Raw genomic sequence first — 17855 nt, forward strand, 5'->3', positions numbered from 1 at the left:
AAGCACGATGTTTTGGGTAAATGGACAACCTAGTGACACTCTATCTCTTACTGATCGCTCTTTTCAGTATGGGGATGGTTGCTTCACAACGATTCTCGTTTGCGATGGTGAGCTTCAATATTGGGATATGCACGTTGAACGCATGGAATCTTGTTTGCGGTGTTTAGCTATTCCCGCCCCTGATTGGCGGCAAGTTGAACATTGGCTCTCAACGATCGTTCCTAGTACCGCGAAATCCGGTGTGAAAATTCATATTAGCCGCGGACAAGGTGGTCGGGGTTATAGCCCTGCTAACGTTGGCGATTCTCAAGTCACTATCAGTACCTTTGAGTATCCAGCCCATTATGGGCAGTGGATAGCCGATGGTATCGAGCTTGGTGTTTGCCAACAGCGGATGGGACTCTCGCCATTATTGGCGGGTCACAAACATAACAATCGACTAGAACAAGTTTTATTGAAGTCAGAGATGGATGCAAAAGGGTACGCTGACGGCATCGCGCTAGACATCAATGAGCATGTCATAGAAACTACGGTTGCAAATATTTTTTGGGTGTCAGGGGATAGGTTATGTACGCCAAGCTTAGACAATGCAGGCGTAGCTGGGGTTATTCGCCGTGTATTATTGGCGGCTGCTACCGATCTCAAGGTTGAGGTGAGAGCATTCTCATTAGAAGAGTTATTGTCGGCAGATGAAGTGTTTATTACTAACTCCTTATTAGGCGTTGCGCCTGTCACGGCAATTGCAAATACGATTTTCCCTATTGGTAAAATAACACGCTATTTTCAGGAGCGTTTTAACTCGTGATTAATCGAATTCTCGTTGTATTACTGCTGATCATTATCGCCGTTGGAGCTGGATATTTCTACATTGAGCGACAGGTAGATGCTTATTTAGAACAGCCTCTATCGCTTCCTTCATCGCAAGTTGTGACCATAAAATCAGGTACGAGCCTTAATGGCGTATTAACGCTATTGAATGAGAAAAAATGGATAACGGATTTTTCGATGTACAAGTTAGTGCGACGTCTGCATCCTGAAATAACCAAAATTAAGGCGGGAACTTACCAAGTACAACCCGGAGATCGATTGATCGATCTCTTAAGGGACGTGATATCCGGTAAAGAGCATCAGTTCTCTATTACCTTTGTCGAAGGGAGCCGCTTTAATGAGTGGCGAGCTCTGCTTGCACAAACCGAAGGCGTGACAAACACGATAGCTGATTTGGCAGAAGCCGACATTGCCCAAAAATTAGGCATTGAGCAGCAAAAGCTTGAAGGACTGTTTCTGGCGGAGACTTATCATTTCCCTTTTGGAACGACCGATTTTGAGATCCTAAAAAGGGCCAATAGACGTCTTGAGAAAATACTCGATCAACATTGGGCCAATCGCCAGCCAAATCTGCCAATTAAAACGCCTTATGAAGCGTTGATTTTGGCGTCAATTATTGAAAAGGAAACGGCTATTGCTTCAGAGCGAGGGCGCATTGCCTCCGTTTTTGTCAATCGACTCAATAAACGGATGCGGCTACAGACTGATCCTACGGTCATTTACGGGCTTGGCGATGCCTACGATGGCAATCTTCGTAAAAAAGACTTAAGAACACCGACGCCATTTAATACTTATACTATTTTTGGTTTACCTCCTACGCCTATTGCGATGGCGGGGGAAGCCTCAATCAAAGCGGCATTAAACCCAGAGCAGAGCAATTATTTGTATTTTGTTGCCAGTGGCTCTGGTGGGCACGTTTTTTCTAAAACATTGAATGAACATAATCGCGCTGTTCGCGCTTATTTAAAACAGTTAAGAACCCAGTCATGAATGCTAAATTTATTGTTGTAGAAGGTTTAGAAGGCGCAGGAAAAAGCACTGCTATTCAATCCATTAGAGAAACACTTATTGAGTTCGGCGTGACAAATATCACTCATACTCGTGAGCCAGGCGGGACTGTTTTAGCAGAAAAAATGCGCGCTTTAGTCAAAGAAGAGCATGACGGTGAAGTGCTTCAGGATATGACTGAGCTGCTATTAATGTACGCCGCTCGTGTTCAATTGGTTGAAAATGTGATTAAGCCTGCACTTGCGGCTGGTTCGTGGGTGGTAGGTGATCGCCATGATATGTCCTCTCAAGCCTACCAAGGTGGTGGGAGGCAAATTCCGCTAGAAACGATGCAAAACCTTAAAAAGGTAACGCTAGGTGATTTTAAGCCAGATTTTACTCTCTATTTGGACCTAGATCCGAGCATCGGTTTAGAAAGAGCCAGAGGTCGAGGTGAGCTTGATCGTATCGAAAAAATGGATATTGGTTTTTTTGAGCGCACGCGTGAACGTTACCTTGCCCTAGCTAAGGAAGATAAAAGCGTGGCTGTGATTAATGCTGAACAAACAATAGAAGCGGTGGCATTCTCTATCAAAGCAGCGTTAAACCAGTTTCTAGAAACCAATATGCTAGAGAGAAACTAGAGCTAAACATTGAGTAACAAATTAATGATAAATGATCTGTATCCTTGGTTAGCAGGCTATTGGCTTCAGTGGCAAACCAGCCTCAATAACCAGCAGTTCCCTGCGGCGAGCTTACTCGTTTCTCCCTCAGGGCTGGGCGCTGAACGGCTCATTGAGAAGTTGAGTGCAGCAGTGATGTGTTCGCATAGCCATTCAGAAGCGTGTGGGTTTTGTCATAGCTGCGAATTGATGAAGTCTGGTAGTCACCCTGATTTTCATCTGATCTCGCCTGAAAAAGAGGGGAAGGCGATTACCGTTGATCAAATTAGGCAATGCAATAAGTTGGCTCAAGAATCGGCGCAGCTTTCTGGTGCTCGCTTTATCGTTATTAATCCCGCCGATTCCATGAATGAATCAGCAGCGAATGCACTGCTCAAAACGTTAGAAGCTCCGGGGCGCAATTGTTTTTTCTTACTTGTCGCCTCTCGTATCAACCCATTACTCCCAACCATTATCAGTCGCTGTCAAAAAACGGTGCTGACACCACCGAGCAGTGAACAAGTCTCGCATTGGTTAAGTGAACAGACATCGCAACCTGTCCCTCCTTATGCGGCGCATTTAAATGGTTATTCACCACTAAATACGTTGGCGTTTATTCAATCGGGAGAGTTAGCAAAATATCAGGCTTTTGAGCAAAATATTGCTCATTGCTTAACCGATGTCAGTGCCGATATTTCCGCTTGTGTGAAGCAGATTAATGAGGCGACTACCCAATATTTGGCTTGGTTGTGGACCATGTTGACCGATACGCAAAAGGTACAATTTGGCGTGGTTGAACAGCAGCAGCTTCCTATTAGCCTTCGATTAGCAAAACAGATCAGCTACCCAGTACTTTATCGCCAAACCAAGGCATTAACTCGTTTAATGGAAGAACTAAAGACGTTTAGTGGACTCAATAGCGAGCTACTGATCAGCGATTGGCTATTTAACTTTAATGATGAGAAAACATGTTTGTAGATTCGCACTGCCACTTAGATAAACTTGATTACGATACGCTCCATATCGATGTTGCTGATGTAGTAGAAAAAGCTCGTCAAGCCAATGTTAAGCAATTGCTTTCTGTTGGCGTAACGCTGGATTCTTTTGAACCAATGTTAGAGCTTATTCAGCCCTTTGATAATGTTCATGCTTCTTGTGGTGTTCATCCACTTGACGTTGAAAGTCATTTTGAATTGACCCGCTTCCATCAATACGCGAGTCATCCCAAAGTGGTGGCGATTGGCGAAACGGGGCTAGATTATCACTATCAACCGGAAACGGCTGAATTACAGAAGTTACGGTTTTCACAGCACATTGAAACCGCCGTTGCCCTTAACAAACCTTTGATTATTCATACACGAAATGCCCGGGCTGATACTCTTGAAATGCTCCGTAATGGTGGGGCAGAAAGGTGCGGTGGTGTTATCCATTGTTTTACTGAAGATCTTGCCTTTGCACAAGCCGCTATGGAGCTTGGCTTTTATATTTCTATCTCAGGAATTGTCACGTTTAGACAAGCGACAGAATTGAAAGAAGTTGTGAAGGCGCTGCCCTTGGAACGCTTGCTGATTGAAACTGATTCCCCTTATCTTGCGCCGGTTCCACACCGTGGTCAGCAAAATCAGCCAGCCTACGTTGTTGAGGTTGCTGCTTATATTGCACAGCTAAAAAGTCTGTCATTAAAAGTAATTGAAGAAAAAACGACCGAAAATTACCAAAATCTTTTTTTGCGACGGAAAGTTGAATTGTCGTGAGAAATGCGTGTAAGACGGCGTTTTTTATCAAGTTAGCGTGATAATTAACAACTTATTACCTTGTTTACTTAATCTGTTGAAAAAATAAGCTTGAAAGTTAAAATTGTAATTTTGTTACTAAAAATAACAAGTGCGCTAATTTTATTCACTCTGTGAAATTAATGGTATTGTTAACAATATCATTATAAAACATGAAGTTATATTAATTGATTGGCAGGGTTTACACCCTCCCGCATTGTGATCGGTCTATTGTTTTGAAACAAAATTTCGTTACTAACTAGAAAGTTTGAGTGGCATCAAGATATATTTAGAGGCGAAAAATATAATGCGATATGTGGTTACATTTTCATTGGGTGCTAACATTTAGGCTACGGGGGTGTGCCGTTAGAACCCAAACAATTCTAATAACTTAATCAGGAGCATAAACATGTTTAAAAACCTTTTTGCAAACCTGCAGAAAGTTGGTAAGGCTCTGATGCTTCCAGTATCAGTTTTACCAGTTGCGGGTATTTTGCTTGGTGTGGGTGCAGCGAACTTTAGCTGGCTACCAGAAGTTGTTTCACATTTAATGGAACAAGCTGGTGGTTCGGTTTTTGGTCAAATGGCACTACTCTTTGCAGTAGGTGTAGCATTAGGCTTCACGAATAACGATGGTGTTTCAGGCCTGTCAGCAATTGTTGGCTATGGCATCATGGTTGCGACGCTAAAAGTAATGGCAGTCGTAATGGGTGTTGATAACATCGAGACGGGCGTTCTTGGTGGTATCCTTGCAGGTGGTGTTGCTGCTTGGGCATTCAATCGTTTTTACAAAATTCAACTTCCTGAATATCTTGGCTTCTTCGCGGGTAAACGTGCAGTACCAATCATTACGGGTTTCCTTGCGATTGCTCTAGGTATTGTTTTATCTATCATTTGGCCTCCTGTAGGTTCAGCTATCGCAACATTCTCTGATTGGGCTGCTAACCAAAACCCAGTAACCGCATTTGGTATCTACGGTGTTGTTGAGCGTTCATTGATTCCATTTGGTCTTCACCACATCTGGAACGTGCCTTTCTTCTATGAAGCAGGTACATGTACCAACAATGCAGGTACTACCGTTCACGGTATCATGACTTGTTTCTTGACTGCTGATGATGCGTCTCGCGCTGCAGGTAACGGTTTCGGTCAACTAGCGGGTGGCTACCTATTCAAAATGTTCGGTCTTCCAGCTGCAGCAATTGCAATTGCACACAGTGCTAAACCAGAAAACCGTGCCAAAGTAATGGGTATCATGGCGTCAGCTGCATTGACTTCATTCCTAACGGGTATTACAGAACCTATTGAGTTCTCGTTCCTATTCATCGCTCCAGTACTTTATGTTGTTCATGCTTTGCTAGCTGGTCTTGCTTATGTATTGACTAACGCTCTAGGTGTTGTTCACGGTCACACGTTCTCGAACGGTTTCATTGACTTTGTTGTTCAATCTCCTCGTGCTGAAAACATGTTGCTATTGGTTGGTCTAGGTATTGCTTATGCAGTTCTATACTATGTCGTGTTTACTTTCGTTATCCGTACGATGAACCTGAAAACTCCAGGTCGTGAAGATGAATCTGAAGAGGCTTCTTCTGCTACAGGTAGTGAGTTAGCTGGTGAACTTGTTGCAGCCTTTGGTGGTAAAGAAAACATCACTAACCTAGATGCATGTATTACTCGTCTACGCGTTTCTGTTGCTAAAACAGAAGCAGTAAACCAAGAGAAATTGAAACAGCTTGGTGCTGCGGGTGTTGTTGTTGTATCGGGTGGCGTTCAAGCTATCTTTGGTACTAAGTCTGACAACCTTAAAACTGAAATGGATGAGTGGATCCGTAACCACGGTTAATTCATATCTTTTCATTCCCCTATAAAAAAGGAGGCGAAAGCCTCCTTTTCTTTTGCCGCTAACTCGTTCATCAGCCATCCCCTATTTTTATAAGTTGATCATTGCCATCTCATTTATTAGTTGAGTTGTCCGCTTGCGGCGATAAGACGGATCTCACACTTGGCTTGTTGACTTAATTCTCTTTTATCTCAAACGATAATCAAGTAAGGGCTATTTCGCTCTATTCCTTTATTCACATCACTTGTTTAATTTTGCTGTGGTTTTGGTGGCATGAATAGGTTTGGCTTCAAGAGGCAGGTGTAGCGGTTGTCGACAGGCATAAAAAAAGCCGATGATGACATCGGCTTTTAGAATCAACAGGATTATTGTTTGTTCATGGCTTTTTTAATGCAGATGGCGGCGCCACCCCACGTAATGCCCAAACCAATAATCATCATAATAATTGCACTTGTCGTCATTAGTTGCACTCCTTGCGGCTTGTTGCATTGATTGTTACGCCTATAGCGAATAGTAACCCGATCATGACCCATCCTAGGGTGAGGTCATAACCACCGTAACCTTCTGTGAATAGAGCGTTCAGTTTTGTGGCGACAATAATGGCCAAAATTACAGGTGAGATAAAGCGCAGACAAATATCAAACCACACGCCAATATTGAAATCGGAAATGCTGTTCACGTATTTGCGTACGTCAGAAATCTTAAATAGCCATGCCATGAGCGTAAGTTCCACTAGACAGCTCGCCATAATGCCCACGTTGTTTGCGAAGTGGTCGACAAGGTCGAGTAGCAACAGGCCACCGTTGGTCGCAAAGGCCATTGAAACCAAAAACCCTACACTGATAACTACATTAGCGGCCTTTTTACGGCTCCATTTTAGCTTATCGATGACGGCTGAGGTGACGGCTTCAATGATTGATATGTGTGAGCTTAGGCCTGCAACAACAAGTGCAAAGAAGAAGATTGGCCCAAGAATATAGGGCGCTGGCAATAGGTTGATAGCCGCTGGCAACGTAACGAATGCAAGCCCAACGCCCGCAGACACGACTTCTGTCAACGGTTTGCCTTGTTCATGAGCCATGTAGCCAAGAACAGAGAAAATCATAATCCCCGCCAGAATTGAGAAACCACAGTTGATCAATACTGTCATGAAGGCGTTATTCGTTATGTCTGATTTCTCAGGAAGGTAGCTGGAATACGCCAGCATGATGGCAAAACCAATACTTAGGGTGAAGAAAATCTGTCCATAAGCAGCAGCCCAAACCTTCACATCCCAGATCTTGTCAAAGTCAGGCTCAAACATGTAGTTCACACCATCTAATGCACCTGGTAGGAAAATCATGCGGCCAATCAAAAGCAGTACCATGATAAACAGTATTGGCATCATGATTTTTGAAGCGCGTTCGATTCCAGATTTCACTCCACCGACGATAGCAGCATAAGTAATGGCCCATGCAATCAGCATTGCAATGGCGATTTTCCATTGAATACTACCGAGATTGGTCGGTGAATTATCGCCTAGTGCTAAATAGTTGCTAAAGAAGAAAGCATTAGTATCGGTTCCCCAACTTTGTGTAAACGACATACCAAAGTAGGAAATAGCCCAGCCAATAACGGCCACATAATACACAGCAATAATAGCGGCAACCCCTACTTGGAACCAACCTAACCATTCAAATTTTGCGTGAATTTTAGCCAGAGTGGCTGGTGCTGAACCGCGATGCTTTTGACCCATGCTGAACTCTAGGATCATAAACGGTATACCCGCTGTGATCATGGCGAAAAGGTAAGGGATGAAGAATGCACCACCCCCATTCTCATAAGCCATATAAGGGAAACGCCATATGTTTCCAAGACCGATAGCCGAACCTACGGCAGCCAGAATGAACCCTGCACGGGATCCCCATTGTTCTCGCTTCATTGTTTACTCCTTTACGACTTCCCTGAGGTATGAAGCTTCTCTTCGGCTGCGGAGCCAGTGTTGGAGTGATGAATACTATCGGTACACTAAATAGACCGTGAATATTTGCGCCATCATCCATGAACTGGCAAAAAGTTAGTGTTATATGTTGTCAGCTTTCAGAGAACTCAGAATATTGTTCTTAATAGTTCGATGTGTGTTTGCTGTATCTGAAATAATCAGCTACGCATGGGTTCGAGACTACAGACTAATCTAAGTTAAGGCAATAGATTGTAAATGTTATCCTCTGGTTTTTTGATGGTGTATTAGTTGTTAATTAATTAGGATCTAGGTGGAATGAACGTCATTTTTTAATAAGAATGGAATTTATAACTTCGTTGTCTAAAAAATATAAATGATAAAACTATTTTTTGTCGAAGAGTGTATGACTGAAAAACATACACTCACTAGTGAATCACACCACAATTTTATCTTGGTTTAAAAACGAACTGTTAGGCCGATATTAGCCGAAAATTGATTGATCCAATCAGATTTAAAACGAATCGCGCACGTTTCTGAAGAGGGCAGTGTGCAGGTTGCTGAAGTTTCGTTGTCAACAGAGGTACCTAACCAACGCACTTGGCTATTCAGCGCAATGTTATCGGTAAAGGCATACTCAAAACCCCCAAACAAGCTTGAAGAAAAACCATATTTATCTTTAGCCCAGTCAACATCCGTATAAGAACCACCGATACCTAGGCCTATATAAGCGGTCAATTGTTGGCTTGTCGGATAATAAATGCTGCTTTGAAAGTGGAGATAATGGATGTTGGCATCCGCGTTAATGGTTTCAACAGAGGTGTTTTGAGTGGCATAAAACAGACCAATTCGGCCTTTTTCGTAATCAGTTTCTATAGCGAGGCCATAACCAGAGGAAGCTTTTAAATCGTATTCATTGCTGGCTTGATCCTCGACTTCCCCCCCAATGATATACCCAAAAAAGGGAGAGACGATGACTTGCGCTTGTGCATAGGGAGCAGATAAAGCTCCTATGATAAGAATGATTTTATTGTATTGATGCATAATTATTAACCTAAGCCACTTTTTAACGATTAGGTTATTGTGATGGTAACTCCATAATTGTGCACGAAAAACCAACGATTCTTGAAGATACTTCACACTGATGTTATTACTTTGTTATCTGATAGGAGGTGGCTATGGAACTTGATCTAAAATATGCATTAGTGATTACTGCAACGGTCTTTACTATTCTCGTCGGTTTTGGTTTGATCGCTATCAGCCATTAATCAACGAGGGTTCTGCTGATGAACACTAGTGGAACTATCTCTGATAAAGAGACGAGAGCGGATTTAGATCGGTTCTCGAAGTACATTGGAGGAAAAAATGCATTGGTTACCCAAGGTGGTGGCCAAAGAGGTATTTTTACCGCAGGTGTGTTAGATGCGTTCCTTCTTTCCAATTTTGACCCCTTTGATGAATTCTATGGCACCTCTGCAGGTGCATTGAATTTGTGCGCTTACCTATGCCGTCAACATGGGTTAGGCAAGGCTTTTATTTTAGAGCTCACCACGGATGCTAATTTTTTTAATCTATTTAGCTACGTTCGGCGTAAGCAGTTCATGAACTTGGATTGGGCTTTAGATCGCATATCGGAATTTCCTTATCGGTTGGATGTCGATATGGGAGCCCAAGTCCTTGCGAAAAGAAAAGCTTATGCTGCTGTTACCTCAGCATACTCACTCCACGACCATTATTTCCCGATATTAGAAAGTAACTGGCGAGAGGTGTTGATTGCCACCTGTGCGATTCCCCGCTTATATCCGCATGAAGTCAAGCTGGGTGATGACCTATATATTGATGGTGGAGTATCGGCATCAATTCCAGTTCAGGAGGCATGGCGTAGAGGTGCCCGTTTTGTCGCGGTAATCCGCACTGAATGCCCTGATGTCGACGCGGTAGAGAGTGGGTTACCGATGAAGCCGTTGCCTTCTGCTAAGCCTTACAACGAGGCTCATTGGTTACATGAACCTTTGCAAAATATTCAAGGTCAGTGGCGACAAAAATTGTCTTACTGGAAGCAAGAGTGGAGTGGTCTTCTCCATCAACAAATAGAACGTTCTAAGCTACAAAAACGTGAGCAAATGAATTTGGAGCTACTCAATGGTGGACGCTGGTTATTTGGCGCTGATGATATTTATCGCTTGAGTCATTTAATTGGTGACAAGTTTGATTCGGGGTTAGCGGATATGTTAATGGTGCATTACCAAACTTATTCTCTTACTCAAGAATTTTTGCGTGCGCCGCCGGATGATGTTTACATCCTACAGATTGTGCCCAGCGAACCATTGAGGTCAAGATCTCTCTTAAGCAGCAAAGAAGATCTGCTTTATGATTATGAGCTGGGACTGACGGCGGGTTATCGCTTTATCGACCAATTTAACCAAGCGCAGTCGGCATATCAGTCCCGTATTGCATCATCGGATTATTTTCCCCGCGACCATTAAGTCAACGGGGAGCACGGGTTATTCAAGGACCGGCAGGATACGCATGCAGTTGGTTGACCCTTCGACATCCATAATGTCACCTTGAGTGATGATCACTAAGTCACCGAACTCTAACAATTTTTTCTCCTTAAGCGTATTGAGAGCTGCAACGGCCACATCAAAACCAGTGTCTGCTTTGGTATCAAAATAGACGGGTGTGACTCCCCGATATAGAGCGCAGCGGTTTAAACTTCGTTCATTGGGCGACATAGCAAAGATAGGCAGTACAGAATTTAAGCGTGAGGTCATAAGCGCTGTTCTTCCTGATTCGGTCAGAGTCACCATGGCTTTGATTCCTTCCATGTGATTGGCCGCGTAGATAGTGGACATCGCAATGGTCTCTTCAGCAGTCACAAACGAAGTATCGATTCGGTAATTTTGTTGGCTAGCTTCGATCATTTTTTCCGCACCGACACACACTTCGGCCATCGAACGAACCGTTTCTACTGGGTATTTCCCAGCAGCAGTTTCACCTGAAAGCATCACCGCATCGGTTCCGTCAAGCACCGCATTGGCAACATCCATTACCTCCGCGCGGGTTGGCATTGGGTTCTCTATCATTGACTCCATCATTTGTGTTGCTGTGATCACTACTCTATTGAGTGCCTTAGCGCGGCGGATCAGCTTTTTCTGCACACCAACCAGCTCAGGATCACCAATTTCTACCCCCAAGTCACCACGAGCGACCATGATCACATCGGAGGCCATAATGATGTCATCAATATTGTGATCACTGGCTACAGTTTCTGCCCGTTCCACTTTAGCCACGAGCTTGGCCTCAAGGCCTGCATCACGAGCGAGGCGGCGAGCGTATTTCATATCTTCGCCATTGCGAGGAAATGAAATGGCTAGATATTCAACCTGTATTTCGGCGGCGAGTAGTATGTCTCGTTTGTCTTTTTCGGTCAGCGCTTCCGCCGATAAACCGCCACCCTTTTTGTTGATGCCTTTGTTATTTGAAAGTGGGCCACCGACGGTGACTATGGTGTGTATTTTAGCACCATCGACTGCTGTAACGAGTAGTTGTACTCGTCCGTCGTCCAATAGCAGCAAGTCATCCTGTTGCACATCTTGTGGTAGTTTTTTGTAGTCAATGCCAACCGAGTCTTGGTCACCTTGCCCTGGGGGGAGCTCTGCATCAAGAACAAATCGGTCACCTTCATTTAAGTAGACTTTTCCTTCTTTAAATGTGGAGACCCTAATTTTTGGTCCTTGTAAATCACCAAGTAAAGCGACATGGCGACCCAACTTAGCAGCGATAGCTCTTACTCGTTGCGCTCGCAGTTTATGGTCCTCGGAGCTACCATGTGAAAAATTCATGCGCACAACATTTGCGCCAGCTTTGATAATCGCCTCTAATATCTCGCCTTTGTCTGTTGATGGGCCTAAAGTAGTCACGATTTTTGTTCTTCTTAACACAGCGGTCATTGTGTTCTCCTGATGGGGCGGGAATCTAGATTGAGTATATGCAAGATCTGGCGAAAGAAAGGGGATAAGAGTGAAATTTATCGACAGGTGTCAGATGATTTTTGTCACAAAAAAAGAGGAGTTTCATATTTTTTGAATGTAAACAAATGGCAGTTTATTGGCTAAATACACGAAGATCTAGGTATATCCGTGATGCTTGTCACGGCAATATACTAAAGCGCTTCACAATTACTTCGCAAAGTAAAAAAATTGGCATGTTATTGATTTCTGGAGCTCCCAATGTATATGGCGCAACCAGGCCATATTGATCATATCAAACAGGTCAATGCTGGTCGTGTATATAAACTCATCGACCAAAAAGGTCCCATTTCTCGCATCGATTTATCGAAGGAGAGTGAGCTTGCTCCGGCAAGTATTACCAAAATTACTCGTGAGTTAATTGAAGCTCATTTAATCCATGAAACGACAGTACAAGAAGCGATCAGCCGTGGCCGCCCAGCCGTTGGTTTACAAACCAATAATGAGGGATGGCAATTTTTATCCATGCGTTTAGGGCGTGGTTACCTAATCATTGCCCTGCATGAGTTGGGTGGTGAAGTGTTGATCGACACCAAAATTGAGATCCATGAGCTAGACCAAGATGACGTGCTCGCTAGGTTGCTTTACGAAATTGAAGAGTTTTTTCAAACCTACTCGTCGCAATTGGATCGAGTGACGAGTATCGCAATTACCTTGCCCGGTTTAGTGAATTCAGAGCAAGGGATTGTGCTGCAGATGCCTCATTACAATGTGGAAAATCTGGCTCTTGGTCCTGAAATTTATAAGGCGACGGGCCTACCTGTATTTGTGGCAAATGATACCCGAGCTTGGGCACTGGCTGAAAAGTTGTTTGGCCATTCGCAAGGCAATGAAAATTCGGTTCTTATCTCTATTCACCACGGTTTAGGGGCCGGCATTATCCTCGATGGCAGGGTGCTGCAAGGTCGGCACGGGAATATCGGTGAGTTAGGTCATATCCAAATTGATCCGCACGGTAAACGTTGCCATTGTGGCAATATTGGCTGTTTGGAGACAGTCGCCAGTTCGCAAGCAATTCGTGAAGAAGTGGCGCTGCGTATTGCAAACGGTGAGGTTTCATCATTGACCGAGCACAGTGAAATCACTATTGAAGATATCTGTGAGGCCGCAGCAGAGGGTGACCCATTAGCGGTGGATGTGATAGAGAAACTAGGACGTTATTTAGGGGCCGCAATCGCAATTGTGATCAACCTATTTAACCCAGAAAAAATTCTTATCGGTGGTGTTATCAACCAAGCTAAGAACGTGTTATACCCTGCATTGCAAAAATGCATCGAAGAGCAGAGCTTACCTGTCTATCATCAAGATCTCGAATTAGTGGAATCACGTTTTTATAAACAGGCAACCATGCCCGGTGCGGCTTTGATTAAACAAGCTCTCTATGATGGACTTTTGCTGATGAAAGTTGTCGAAGGTTAATTTTTTTGCGGTTAGATCATTTATATTTTTTACAATTAACCCATATGGCTATACTGTTATGTGAGTTCACTATAATTTTCGGGATTTCGTATGTCAGGTGTTTTAAATACGGTTGACCAGCGCACCAATCTTGTCGGAGAGAATCGACTTGAGTTGCTTTTATTCAGCTTAAATAGCCGGCAAATTTTTGCGATCAATGTATTTAAGGTGAGGGAAGTGATCAAAGTTCCTCAGTTAACGAAATTGCCCGGTTCTCATCATAATATTACGGGTGTAGCCTCATTGAGGGGAGTGCCAGTTCCTGTCATTGATTTGCGCAGTGCGATCGGTTTTCCTCCATCTCGCTTGGATAGCCAAGAACAGAACCTCATCATCACTGAGTACAATCGAACCATTCAAGGTTTTTTGGTTGGGCAAGTTCGTAATATTATCAATACCGCATGGACTGAAATTCAGCCACCACCGCGTTTAGCTGGCCGTTCTAATTACCTTACCGCTATCACCCATGTGAAAGAGGTCAACAGTAGCCATATTGTTGAAATCATTGATGTTGAAAAAGTGTTAGCTGAGATTATTGATTATGATGTTTCCATCTCAGAAGGCATTCTTGATCATGATTTGGTTGCGGAGATGGTCGGGCGAAAAATTCTGATTGTGGATGATTCTTCAACGGCTCGTAACCAAATAAAAGGGACGCTCTCACAGCTTGGTTTGGAAATTGTCGAATGCAGAGATGGCTTAGAAGCATTGAATCTTCTGAAGTCGTGGAGCGATGAAGGAAGAGATGTAACGAGTGAGCTTTTACTGATGATCACCGATGCTGAAATGCCAGAAATGGACGGTTATAAACTGACTTCCGAGATCCGTAATGATCCGAGAATGAAATCACTATTTATTACGTTAAACACGTCACTCAGTGGCAGCTTTAATGAAGCCATGGTACAAAAAGTGGGTTGTGATCGTTTTATCTCTAAATTTCAACCCGATTTATTAGTACAAGTGGCACAAGACCGATTACGTGATGTGCTTTCGTAAGATTTTTAGCCATCATTACAATAAAGCCGTCTCTAATGTAATGTGCTGACATGAAATAGTAACGTTCACCTCAAACGACAATGCCTTGCTGATGAGGCAAGGCATTGAAAGATTAAGAAAAAGCTAAGCCATTACTTTTTCGGTTGTGCATCGATACATTGACCATTCACGGCTTGGCTTTCCGGCGCCATTAAATAGAGATAAAGCGGCATGATATCTTTAGGCGTTTTCAACAACTCCACATCTTCAGCGGGATAAGCTTTAGCGCGCATGCCAGTGCGCGTGCCACCGGGATTAATTGCATTCACTCGAATTGATGTGTTGCTTAGCTCATCAGCTAGCACTTGCATCATCCCTTCTGTGGCGAATTTTGACATAGCATAAGTGCCCCAAAAAGCACGACCATCATGGCCTACGGTTGAAGACGTAAATACAATCCGCGCATCTGGAGATTTGTGCAGCAATGGCAGCGCCGCTTGGCTGAGTAAGAATTGCGCTTTGACGTTGACCTGCATGACATCGTCATAAGAATCTTCACCGATCTGATCAAACGGGCTGATCACACCCAAAAGCCCCGCGTTATGTAGCACGCCATCTAAGCGACCAAACTGCTCTGCAATGGTATCGATCATATCGAGGTAATGTTGCTTGGTGGCTCCTTTCATGTCCAGCGGAACAATCGCAGGTGTTGCGTAGCCAGCGTTTTCTATCTCATCATAAGTTTGTTCTAACTTTTTCACCGTGCGGCCGAGCAAAATGACGGTTGCGCCGTGGGCTGCATAGCTGATGGCGGCTTGTTTACCGATACCGTCGCCAGCACCTGTAACTAAAATGACTCTATCTTTGAGGGCATCTGCAGAAACTGAATAATCCACCTTGTGCTTCCTTATTGTTATGATTTGCTTTAAGTCTTCGTGACAAGGTGGTTACAATACACCAAATCAAAACCTATGAGGATTAGGACGTTGGAATTTTTATTGGACTACGGCCTATTTTTGGCCAAGATTGCGACAATCGTCGTCGCTCTTGTTGTGCTATTGGTCATTGTGAAATCGGTGGGCGGAAAAAACAGCGCGCAGAAAGGCGAGCTGGAAGTGGTGAATTTAACCGAGCGTCATAAAGAAATAGTCGAGCAGATGGAACACCATCTGCACGATGATGCTTTCTTGAAGGCTCGCGATAAAGCAGAAAAGAAAAGCGAAAAAGAGAAAAACAAAGTACGTGACAAAGCGATCAAAAAAGCGGCCAAAGAGGGAGCGTTAGATACCAAACGTGAACCGCATCTCTTTGTCTTGGATTTCAACGGCAGTATTGATGCCAAAGAAGTGAGTTCGCTACGCGAGGAAGTGACCGCCATTCTCGCCGTTGCTCGTCAAGGTGATGAAGTGTTGCTGCGTTTAGAGACTGGCGGTGGCATGGTGCATGGTTATGGTTTGGCTTCTTCGCAGCTCGATCGCATTAAAGCAGCTAGGTTACCCCTAACCATCGCAGTTGATAAAGTGGCCGCCAGCGGTGGTTATATGATGGCGTGTATTGCTGATAAAATTGTGGCCGCTCCTTTTGCTATTGTCGGTTCCATTGGCGTTATCGCGCAACTACCTAACTTTAATAAACTGCTTAAAAAACATGATATTGAATTTGAACAGTTGACCGCAGGTGAATACAAACGCACGCTGACTATGTTTGGTGAAAACAGTGATAAAGCGCGCGATAAGTTCAAGCAAGAACTCGAAGAGACTCACGAACTGTTTAAAGATTTTATCCGCGAGCATCGTCCAGCGCTTGACCTTGAGAAAGTGGCCACTGGTGAACACTGGTTTGGGACTCAAGCTCAAGAGCTCGGTTTAGTCGATGAGATCAAAACTTCTGACGACTTAGTGGTTGCTGCGTGTAAAGATAAAACGGTACTGGCAATCCATTATGTGCAGAAGAAAAAACTGACTGATAAATTGGCTGGTGTTGCGGGCGAAGCGGCCGATAGCGTGTTGCTGAAATTGATCAGTCGCGGTCAACGGCCAATCGTTTAGGTTAGGTGCGTCTTTCTCGAAGCAGGCAGATTATTTTTCGGAGAGTATTAAGCGGAGAAGTACGTTACTTCTCCGTTTTTTTTGATCTCAGCCATTCACCGATGGCGAGTATCAATCCGGCCAACATGCCTGCTAAATGCGCTTCGATAGCCACGCGTGCATTAATAAGCTCACTGGTGTTACTTGAAGCGCCGAAAATTTGCTCCCAGACAACTTTGACAATAACACCAACCACCAACAGCCAACTGCTGCGACGCCCTTGCAGTGCTTCTTGCAGCGCCAAATAGGCAAACATTCCATGGAGCGCGCCTGAAAGGCCGACATAGACTTGCATACGGCTCAAAAAAAGGCTGACGCCTACCATCAGGCTGGTTGCCAGAAGGCTGATTAACCATTTTTTACTGCTCGGCTGAAACACAAAATGGATAATCCACAGCCCTGCGAGGTTCATACCAAGGTGTGTAAAGTTGGTGTGTGTGAAATTTCCTGTTAGGATCCGCCACCATTGGCCCGCTTCAATGGCAGGCCGATTCCACGCACTGAGGGCGGCCAGTGGCGGCCATTGCAACCCCAAGCAGACCAAGCTGATAGCAAGTAGTGCAAAATAACGATTTTTTTGATGGTTTATGTTTAGTAAGCAAAGGCGAAAGTAATTCACGTTATGTCTCGATACTGTTCTCAATGTGGTAAAGCGCGAAAAGCCTGCATCTGTTCTTTGATCGTACCGCTTTCCTCGTCGGTCGAGCTTATCATTCTTCAACATCCGACAGAAGAACATCGCCCAATGGGCACAGCCCGAATTCTCGATTTATCTTTAGCCAATTGCAGGCGCTTTGTTGCCGAAGATTTTAGCCGGCACACTCAGCTGAATGAGTGCTTAGCTGAGCCGGATGTGCTCAACTATGTACTTTACCCGCATGAGACTGCGCAGCCCGTGTCGGCTATGAATATCAATGCTGATACCAGAAAAGTACGAGTTATTTTACTCGATGGTACTTGGAAGAAAGCGTATAAAATGTGGCAACTCTCGAGCAATTTACATTCGCTACCGTGTTTGCACTTGCCGACCGATCTCAAAGGCAATTATCGCATTCGCAAGGCACCGAGTGAAAACAGCTTATCAACTGTTGAAGCTGGTTTTCATATCTTGTCATTGCTTGAGCCTCGGCAAAATTTTCAACCGCTCCTTGATGCTTTTGATGCGATGGTTGCCTTTCAAATTAGCCAAATGCCAGCTGGGGTTTTTAAGCAAAACTATATCAGCGAGTAACCGCTATATCAGTGAGTAATGATGGCAGAAGCTACCACTCAACCAGCC

At 44.1% G+C, this 17855-nt stretch carries 18 protein-coding genes; 12 read left to right on the forward strand and 6 right to left on the reverse strand.

Annotation, left to right across the window (positions count from 1 at the left end; translation table 11 throughout):
- Positions 1 to 7 precede the first annotated feature (7 nt).
- From pabC to ptsG, 6 genes are all read left to right on the forward strand, one after another.
- The gene (gene pabC, locus NB504_RS14530; protein ID WP_094125422.1) at positions 8 to 805 is read left to right on the forward strand and encodes an aminodeoxychorismate lyase; all 798 of its coding nucleotides are present in this window, start codon (positions 8 to 10) and stop codon (positions 803 to 805) included.
- Positions 802 to 1818, forward strand: a complete 1017-nt coding sequence (gene mltG, locus NB504_RS14535) for an endolytic transglycosylase MltG (protein ID WP_064625716.1) — start codon at positions 802 to 804, stop codon at positions 1816 to 1818. Before pabC ends, mltG begins: the two co-directional genes overlap by 4 nt.
- Positions 1815 to 2459, forward strand: a complete 645-nt coding sequence (gene tmk / locus NB504_RS14540; protein ID WP_094147851.1) for a dTMP kinase — start codon at positions 1815 to 1817, stop codon at positions 2457 to 2459. The genes mltG and tmk overlap by 4 nt, the downstream gene beginning before the upstream one ends.
- A gap of 9 nt (positions 2460 to 2468) precedes the next feature.
- On the forward strand, positions 2469 to 3455 hold the full coding sequence (gene holB, locus NB504_RS14545; RefSeq protein WP_258429140.1) for a DNA polymerase III subunit delta': 987 nt from the start codon (positions 2469 to 2471) through the stop codon (positions 3453 to 3455).
- Positions 3446 to 4231: a TatD family hydrolase gene (locus NB504_RS14550; protein ID WP_170898670.1), complete on the forward strand. Its 786-nt coding sequence runs from the start codon at positions 3446 to 3448 to the stop codon at positions 4229 to 4231. Before holB ends, NB504_RS14550 begins: the two co-directional genes overlap by 10 nt.
- Before the next feature lie 427 nt (positions 4232 to 4658).
- Entirely contained in the window at positions 4659 to 6089 is a 1431-nt protein-coding gene (gene ptsG / locus NB504_RS14555; protein ID WP_013856413.1) for a PTS glucose transporter subunit IIBC, read from the forward strand.
- Positions 6090 to 6451: 362 nt separating this feature from the next.
- Here ptsG and NB504_RS14560 read toward each other — a convergent pair whose 3' ends face one another.
- The 3 genes from NB504_RS14560 to NB504_RS14570 form a co-directional block, all read right to left on the reverse strand.
- Positions 6452 to 6547, reverse strand: a complete 96-nt coding sequence (locus NB504_RS14560; protein WP_010319106.1) for a MetS family NSS transporter small subunit — start codon at positions 6545 to 6547, stop codon at positions 6452 to 6454.
- Positions 6547 to 8007: a sodium-dependent transporter gene (locus tag NB504_RS14565; RefSeq protein WP_017045264.1), complete on the reverse strand. Its 1461-nt coding sequence runs from the start codon at positions 8005 to 8007 to the stop codon at positions 6547 to 6549. Before NB504_RS14565 ends, NB504_RS14560 begins: the two co-directional genes overlap by 1 nt.
- 477 nt (positions 8008 to 8484) lie before the next feature.
- Positions 8485 to 9069, reverse strand: a complete 585-nt coding sequence (locus tag NB504_RS14570; protein WP_258429141.1) for a porin family protein — start codon at positions 9067 to 9069, stop codon at positions 8485 to 8487.
- A 134-nt stretch (positions 9070 to 9203) separates the two neighbouring features.
- On the opposite strand from NB504_RS14570, the gene NB504_RS14575 reads away from it, so the two are divergent.
- Both NB504_RS14575 and NB504_RS14580 read left to right on the forward strand, forming a co-directional pair.
- Positions 9204 to 9293 (forward strand): YnhF family membrane protein, encoded by a 90-nt coding sequence (locus NB504_RS14575; protein WP_094123948.1) that lies wholly within the window; start codon positions 9204 to 9206, stop codon positions 9291 to 9293.
- An 18-nt stretch (positions 9294 to 9311) separates the two neighbouring features.
- Entirely contained in the window at positions 9312 to 10511 is a 1200-nt protein-coding gene (locus NB504_RS14580) for a patatin family protein (protein WP_258429142.1), read from the forward strand.
- 18 nt (positions 10512 to 10529) lie between these two features.
- Here the strand turns inward: NB504_RS14580 and pyk are convergent, their stop codons facing one another.
- Entirely contained in the window at positions 10530 to 11978 is a 1449-nt protein-coding gene (gene pyk, locus NB504_RS14585) for a pyruvate kinase (protein WP_017045267.1), read from the reverse strand.
- A gap of 279 nt (positions 11979 to 12257) precedes the next feature.
- On the opposite strand from pyk, the gene NB504_RS14590 reads away from it, so the two are divergent.
- Both NB504_RS14590 and NB504_RS14595 read left to right on the forward strand, forming a co-directional pair.
- Entirely contained in the window at positions 12258 to 13475 is a 1218-nt protein-coding gene (locus NB504_RS14590; RefSeq protein ID WP_013856420.1) for an ROK family protein, read from the forward strand.
- Positions 13476 to 13565: 90 nt separating this feature from the next.
- Entirely contained in the window at positions 13566 to 14510 is a 945-nt protein-coding gene (locus tag NB504_RS14595) for a chemotaxis protein CheV (RefSeq protein WP_013856421.1), read from the forward strand.
- A 131-nt stretch (positions 14511 to 14641) separates the two neighbouring features.
- Here NB504_RS14595 and NB504_RS14600 read toward each other — a convergent pair whose 3' ends face one another.
- Positions 14642 to 15385 carry a YciK family oxidoreductase gene (locus NB504_RS14600; protein WP_017048556.1) on the reverse strand — a complete coding sequence of 248 codons (744 nt, stop codon included), beginning with the start codon at positions 15383 to 15385 and terminating at the stop codon, positions 14642 to 14644.
- Positions 15386 to 15475: 90 nt separating this feature from the next.
- Between NB504_RS14600 and sohB the strand changes: the two genes are divergently transcribed.
- Positions 15476 to 16537: a protease SohB gene (gene sohB, locus NB504_RS14605; protein WP_029388085.1), complete on the forward strand. Its 1062-nt coding sequence runs from the start codon at positions 15476 to 15478 to the stop codon at positions 16535 to 16537.
- Between the two features lie 64 nt (positions 16538 to 16601).
- Here the strand turns inward: sohB and rrtA are convergent, their stop codons facing one another.
- Positions 16602 to 17195, reverse strand: coding sequence for a rhombosortase (gene rrtA, locus NB504_RS14610; protein ID WP_017045270.1), 594 nt, complete (start codon positions 17193 to 17195; stop codon positions 16602 to 16604).
- A 3-nt stretch (positions 17196 to 17198) separates the two neighbouring features.
- Between rrtA and NB504_RS14615 the strand changes: the two genes are divergently transcribed.
- Positions 17199 to 17807, forward strand: a complete 609-nt coding sequence (locus NB504_RS14615) for a tRNA-uridine aminocarboxypropyltransferase (RefSeq protein ID WP_088732716.1) — start codon at positions 17199 to 17201, stop codon at positions 17805 to 17807.
- The last annotated feature ends 48 nt before the right edge of the window (positions 17808 to 17855 follow it).

The organism is Vibrio sp. RM-69-4 (assembly GCF_024743775.1).
Classification (GTDB): Bacteria; Pseudomonadota; Gammaproteobacteria; order Enterobacterales; family Vibrionaceae; genus Vibrio; species Vibrio anguillarum.

Bases quoted from the DNA above. Each gene is read 5' to 3' on its own strand.
- pabC (WP_094125422.1), top strand. From the start codon at position 8: ATGTTTTGGGTAAATGGACAACCTAGTGACACTCTATCTCTTACTGAT.
- tmk (WP_094147851.1), top strand. From the start codon at position 1,815: ATGAATGCTAAATTTATTGTTGTAGAAGGTTTAGAAGGCGCAGGAAAA.
- NB504_RS14550 (WP_170898670.1), top strand. From the start codon at position 3,446: ATGTTTGTAGATTCGCACTGCCACTTAGATAAACTTGATTACGATACG.
- ptsG (WP_013856413.1), top strand. From the start codon at position 4,659: ATGTTTAAAAACCTTTTTGCAAACCTGCAGAAAGTTGGTAAGGCTCTG.
- NB504_RS14560 (WP_010319106.1), bottom strand. From the start codon at position 6,547: ATGACGACAAGTGCAATTATTATGATGATTATTGGTTTGGGCATTACG.
- NB504_RS14565 (WP_017045264.1), bottom strand. From the start codon at position 8,007: ATGAAGCGAGAACAATGGGGATCCCGTGCAGGGTTCATTCTGGCTGCC.
- NB504_RS14570 (WP_258429141.1), bottom strand. From the start codon at position 9,069: ATGCATCAATACAATAAAATCATTCTTATCATAGGAGCTTTATCTGCT.
- NB504_RS14575 (WP_094123948.1), top strand. From the start codon at position 9,204: ATGGAACTTGATCTAAAATATGCATTAGTGATTACTGCAACGGTCTTT.
- NB504_RS14580 (WP_258429142.1), top strand. From the start codon at position 9,312: ATGAACACTAGTGGAACTATCTCTGATAAAGAGACGAGAGCGGATTTA.
- pyk (WP_017045267.1), bottom strand. From the start codon at position 11,978: ATGACCGCTGTGTTAAGAAGAACAAAAATCGTGACTACTTTAGGCCCA.
- NB504_RS14590 (WP_013856420.1), top strand. From the start codon at position 12,258: ATGTATATGGCGCAACCAGGCCATATTGATCATATCAAACAGGTCAAT.
- NB504_RS14595 (WP_013856421.1), top strand. From the start codon at position 13,566: ATGTCAGGTGTTTTAAATACGGTTGACCAGCGCACCAATCTTGTCGGA.
- NB504_RS14615 (WP_088732716.1), top strand. From the start codon at position 17,199: ATGTCTCGATACTGTTCTCAATGTGGTAAAGCGCGAAAAGCCTGCATC.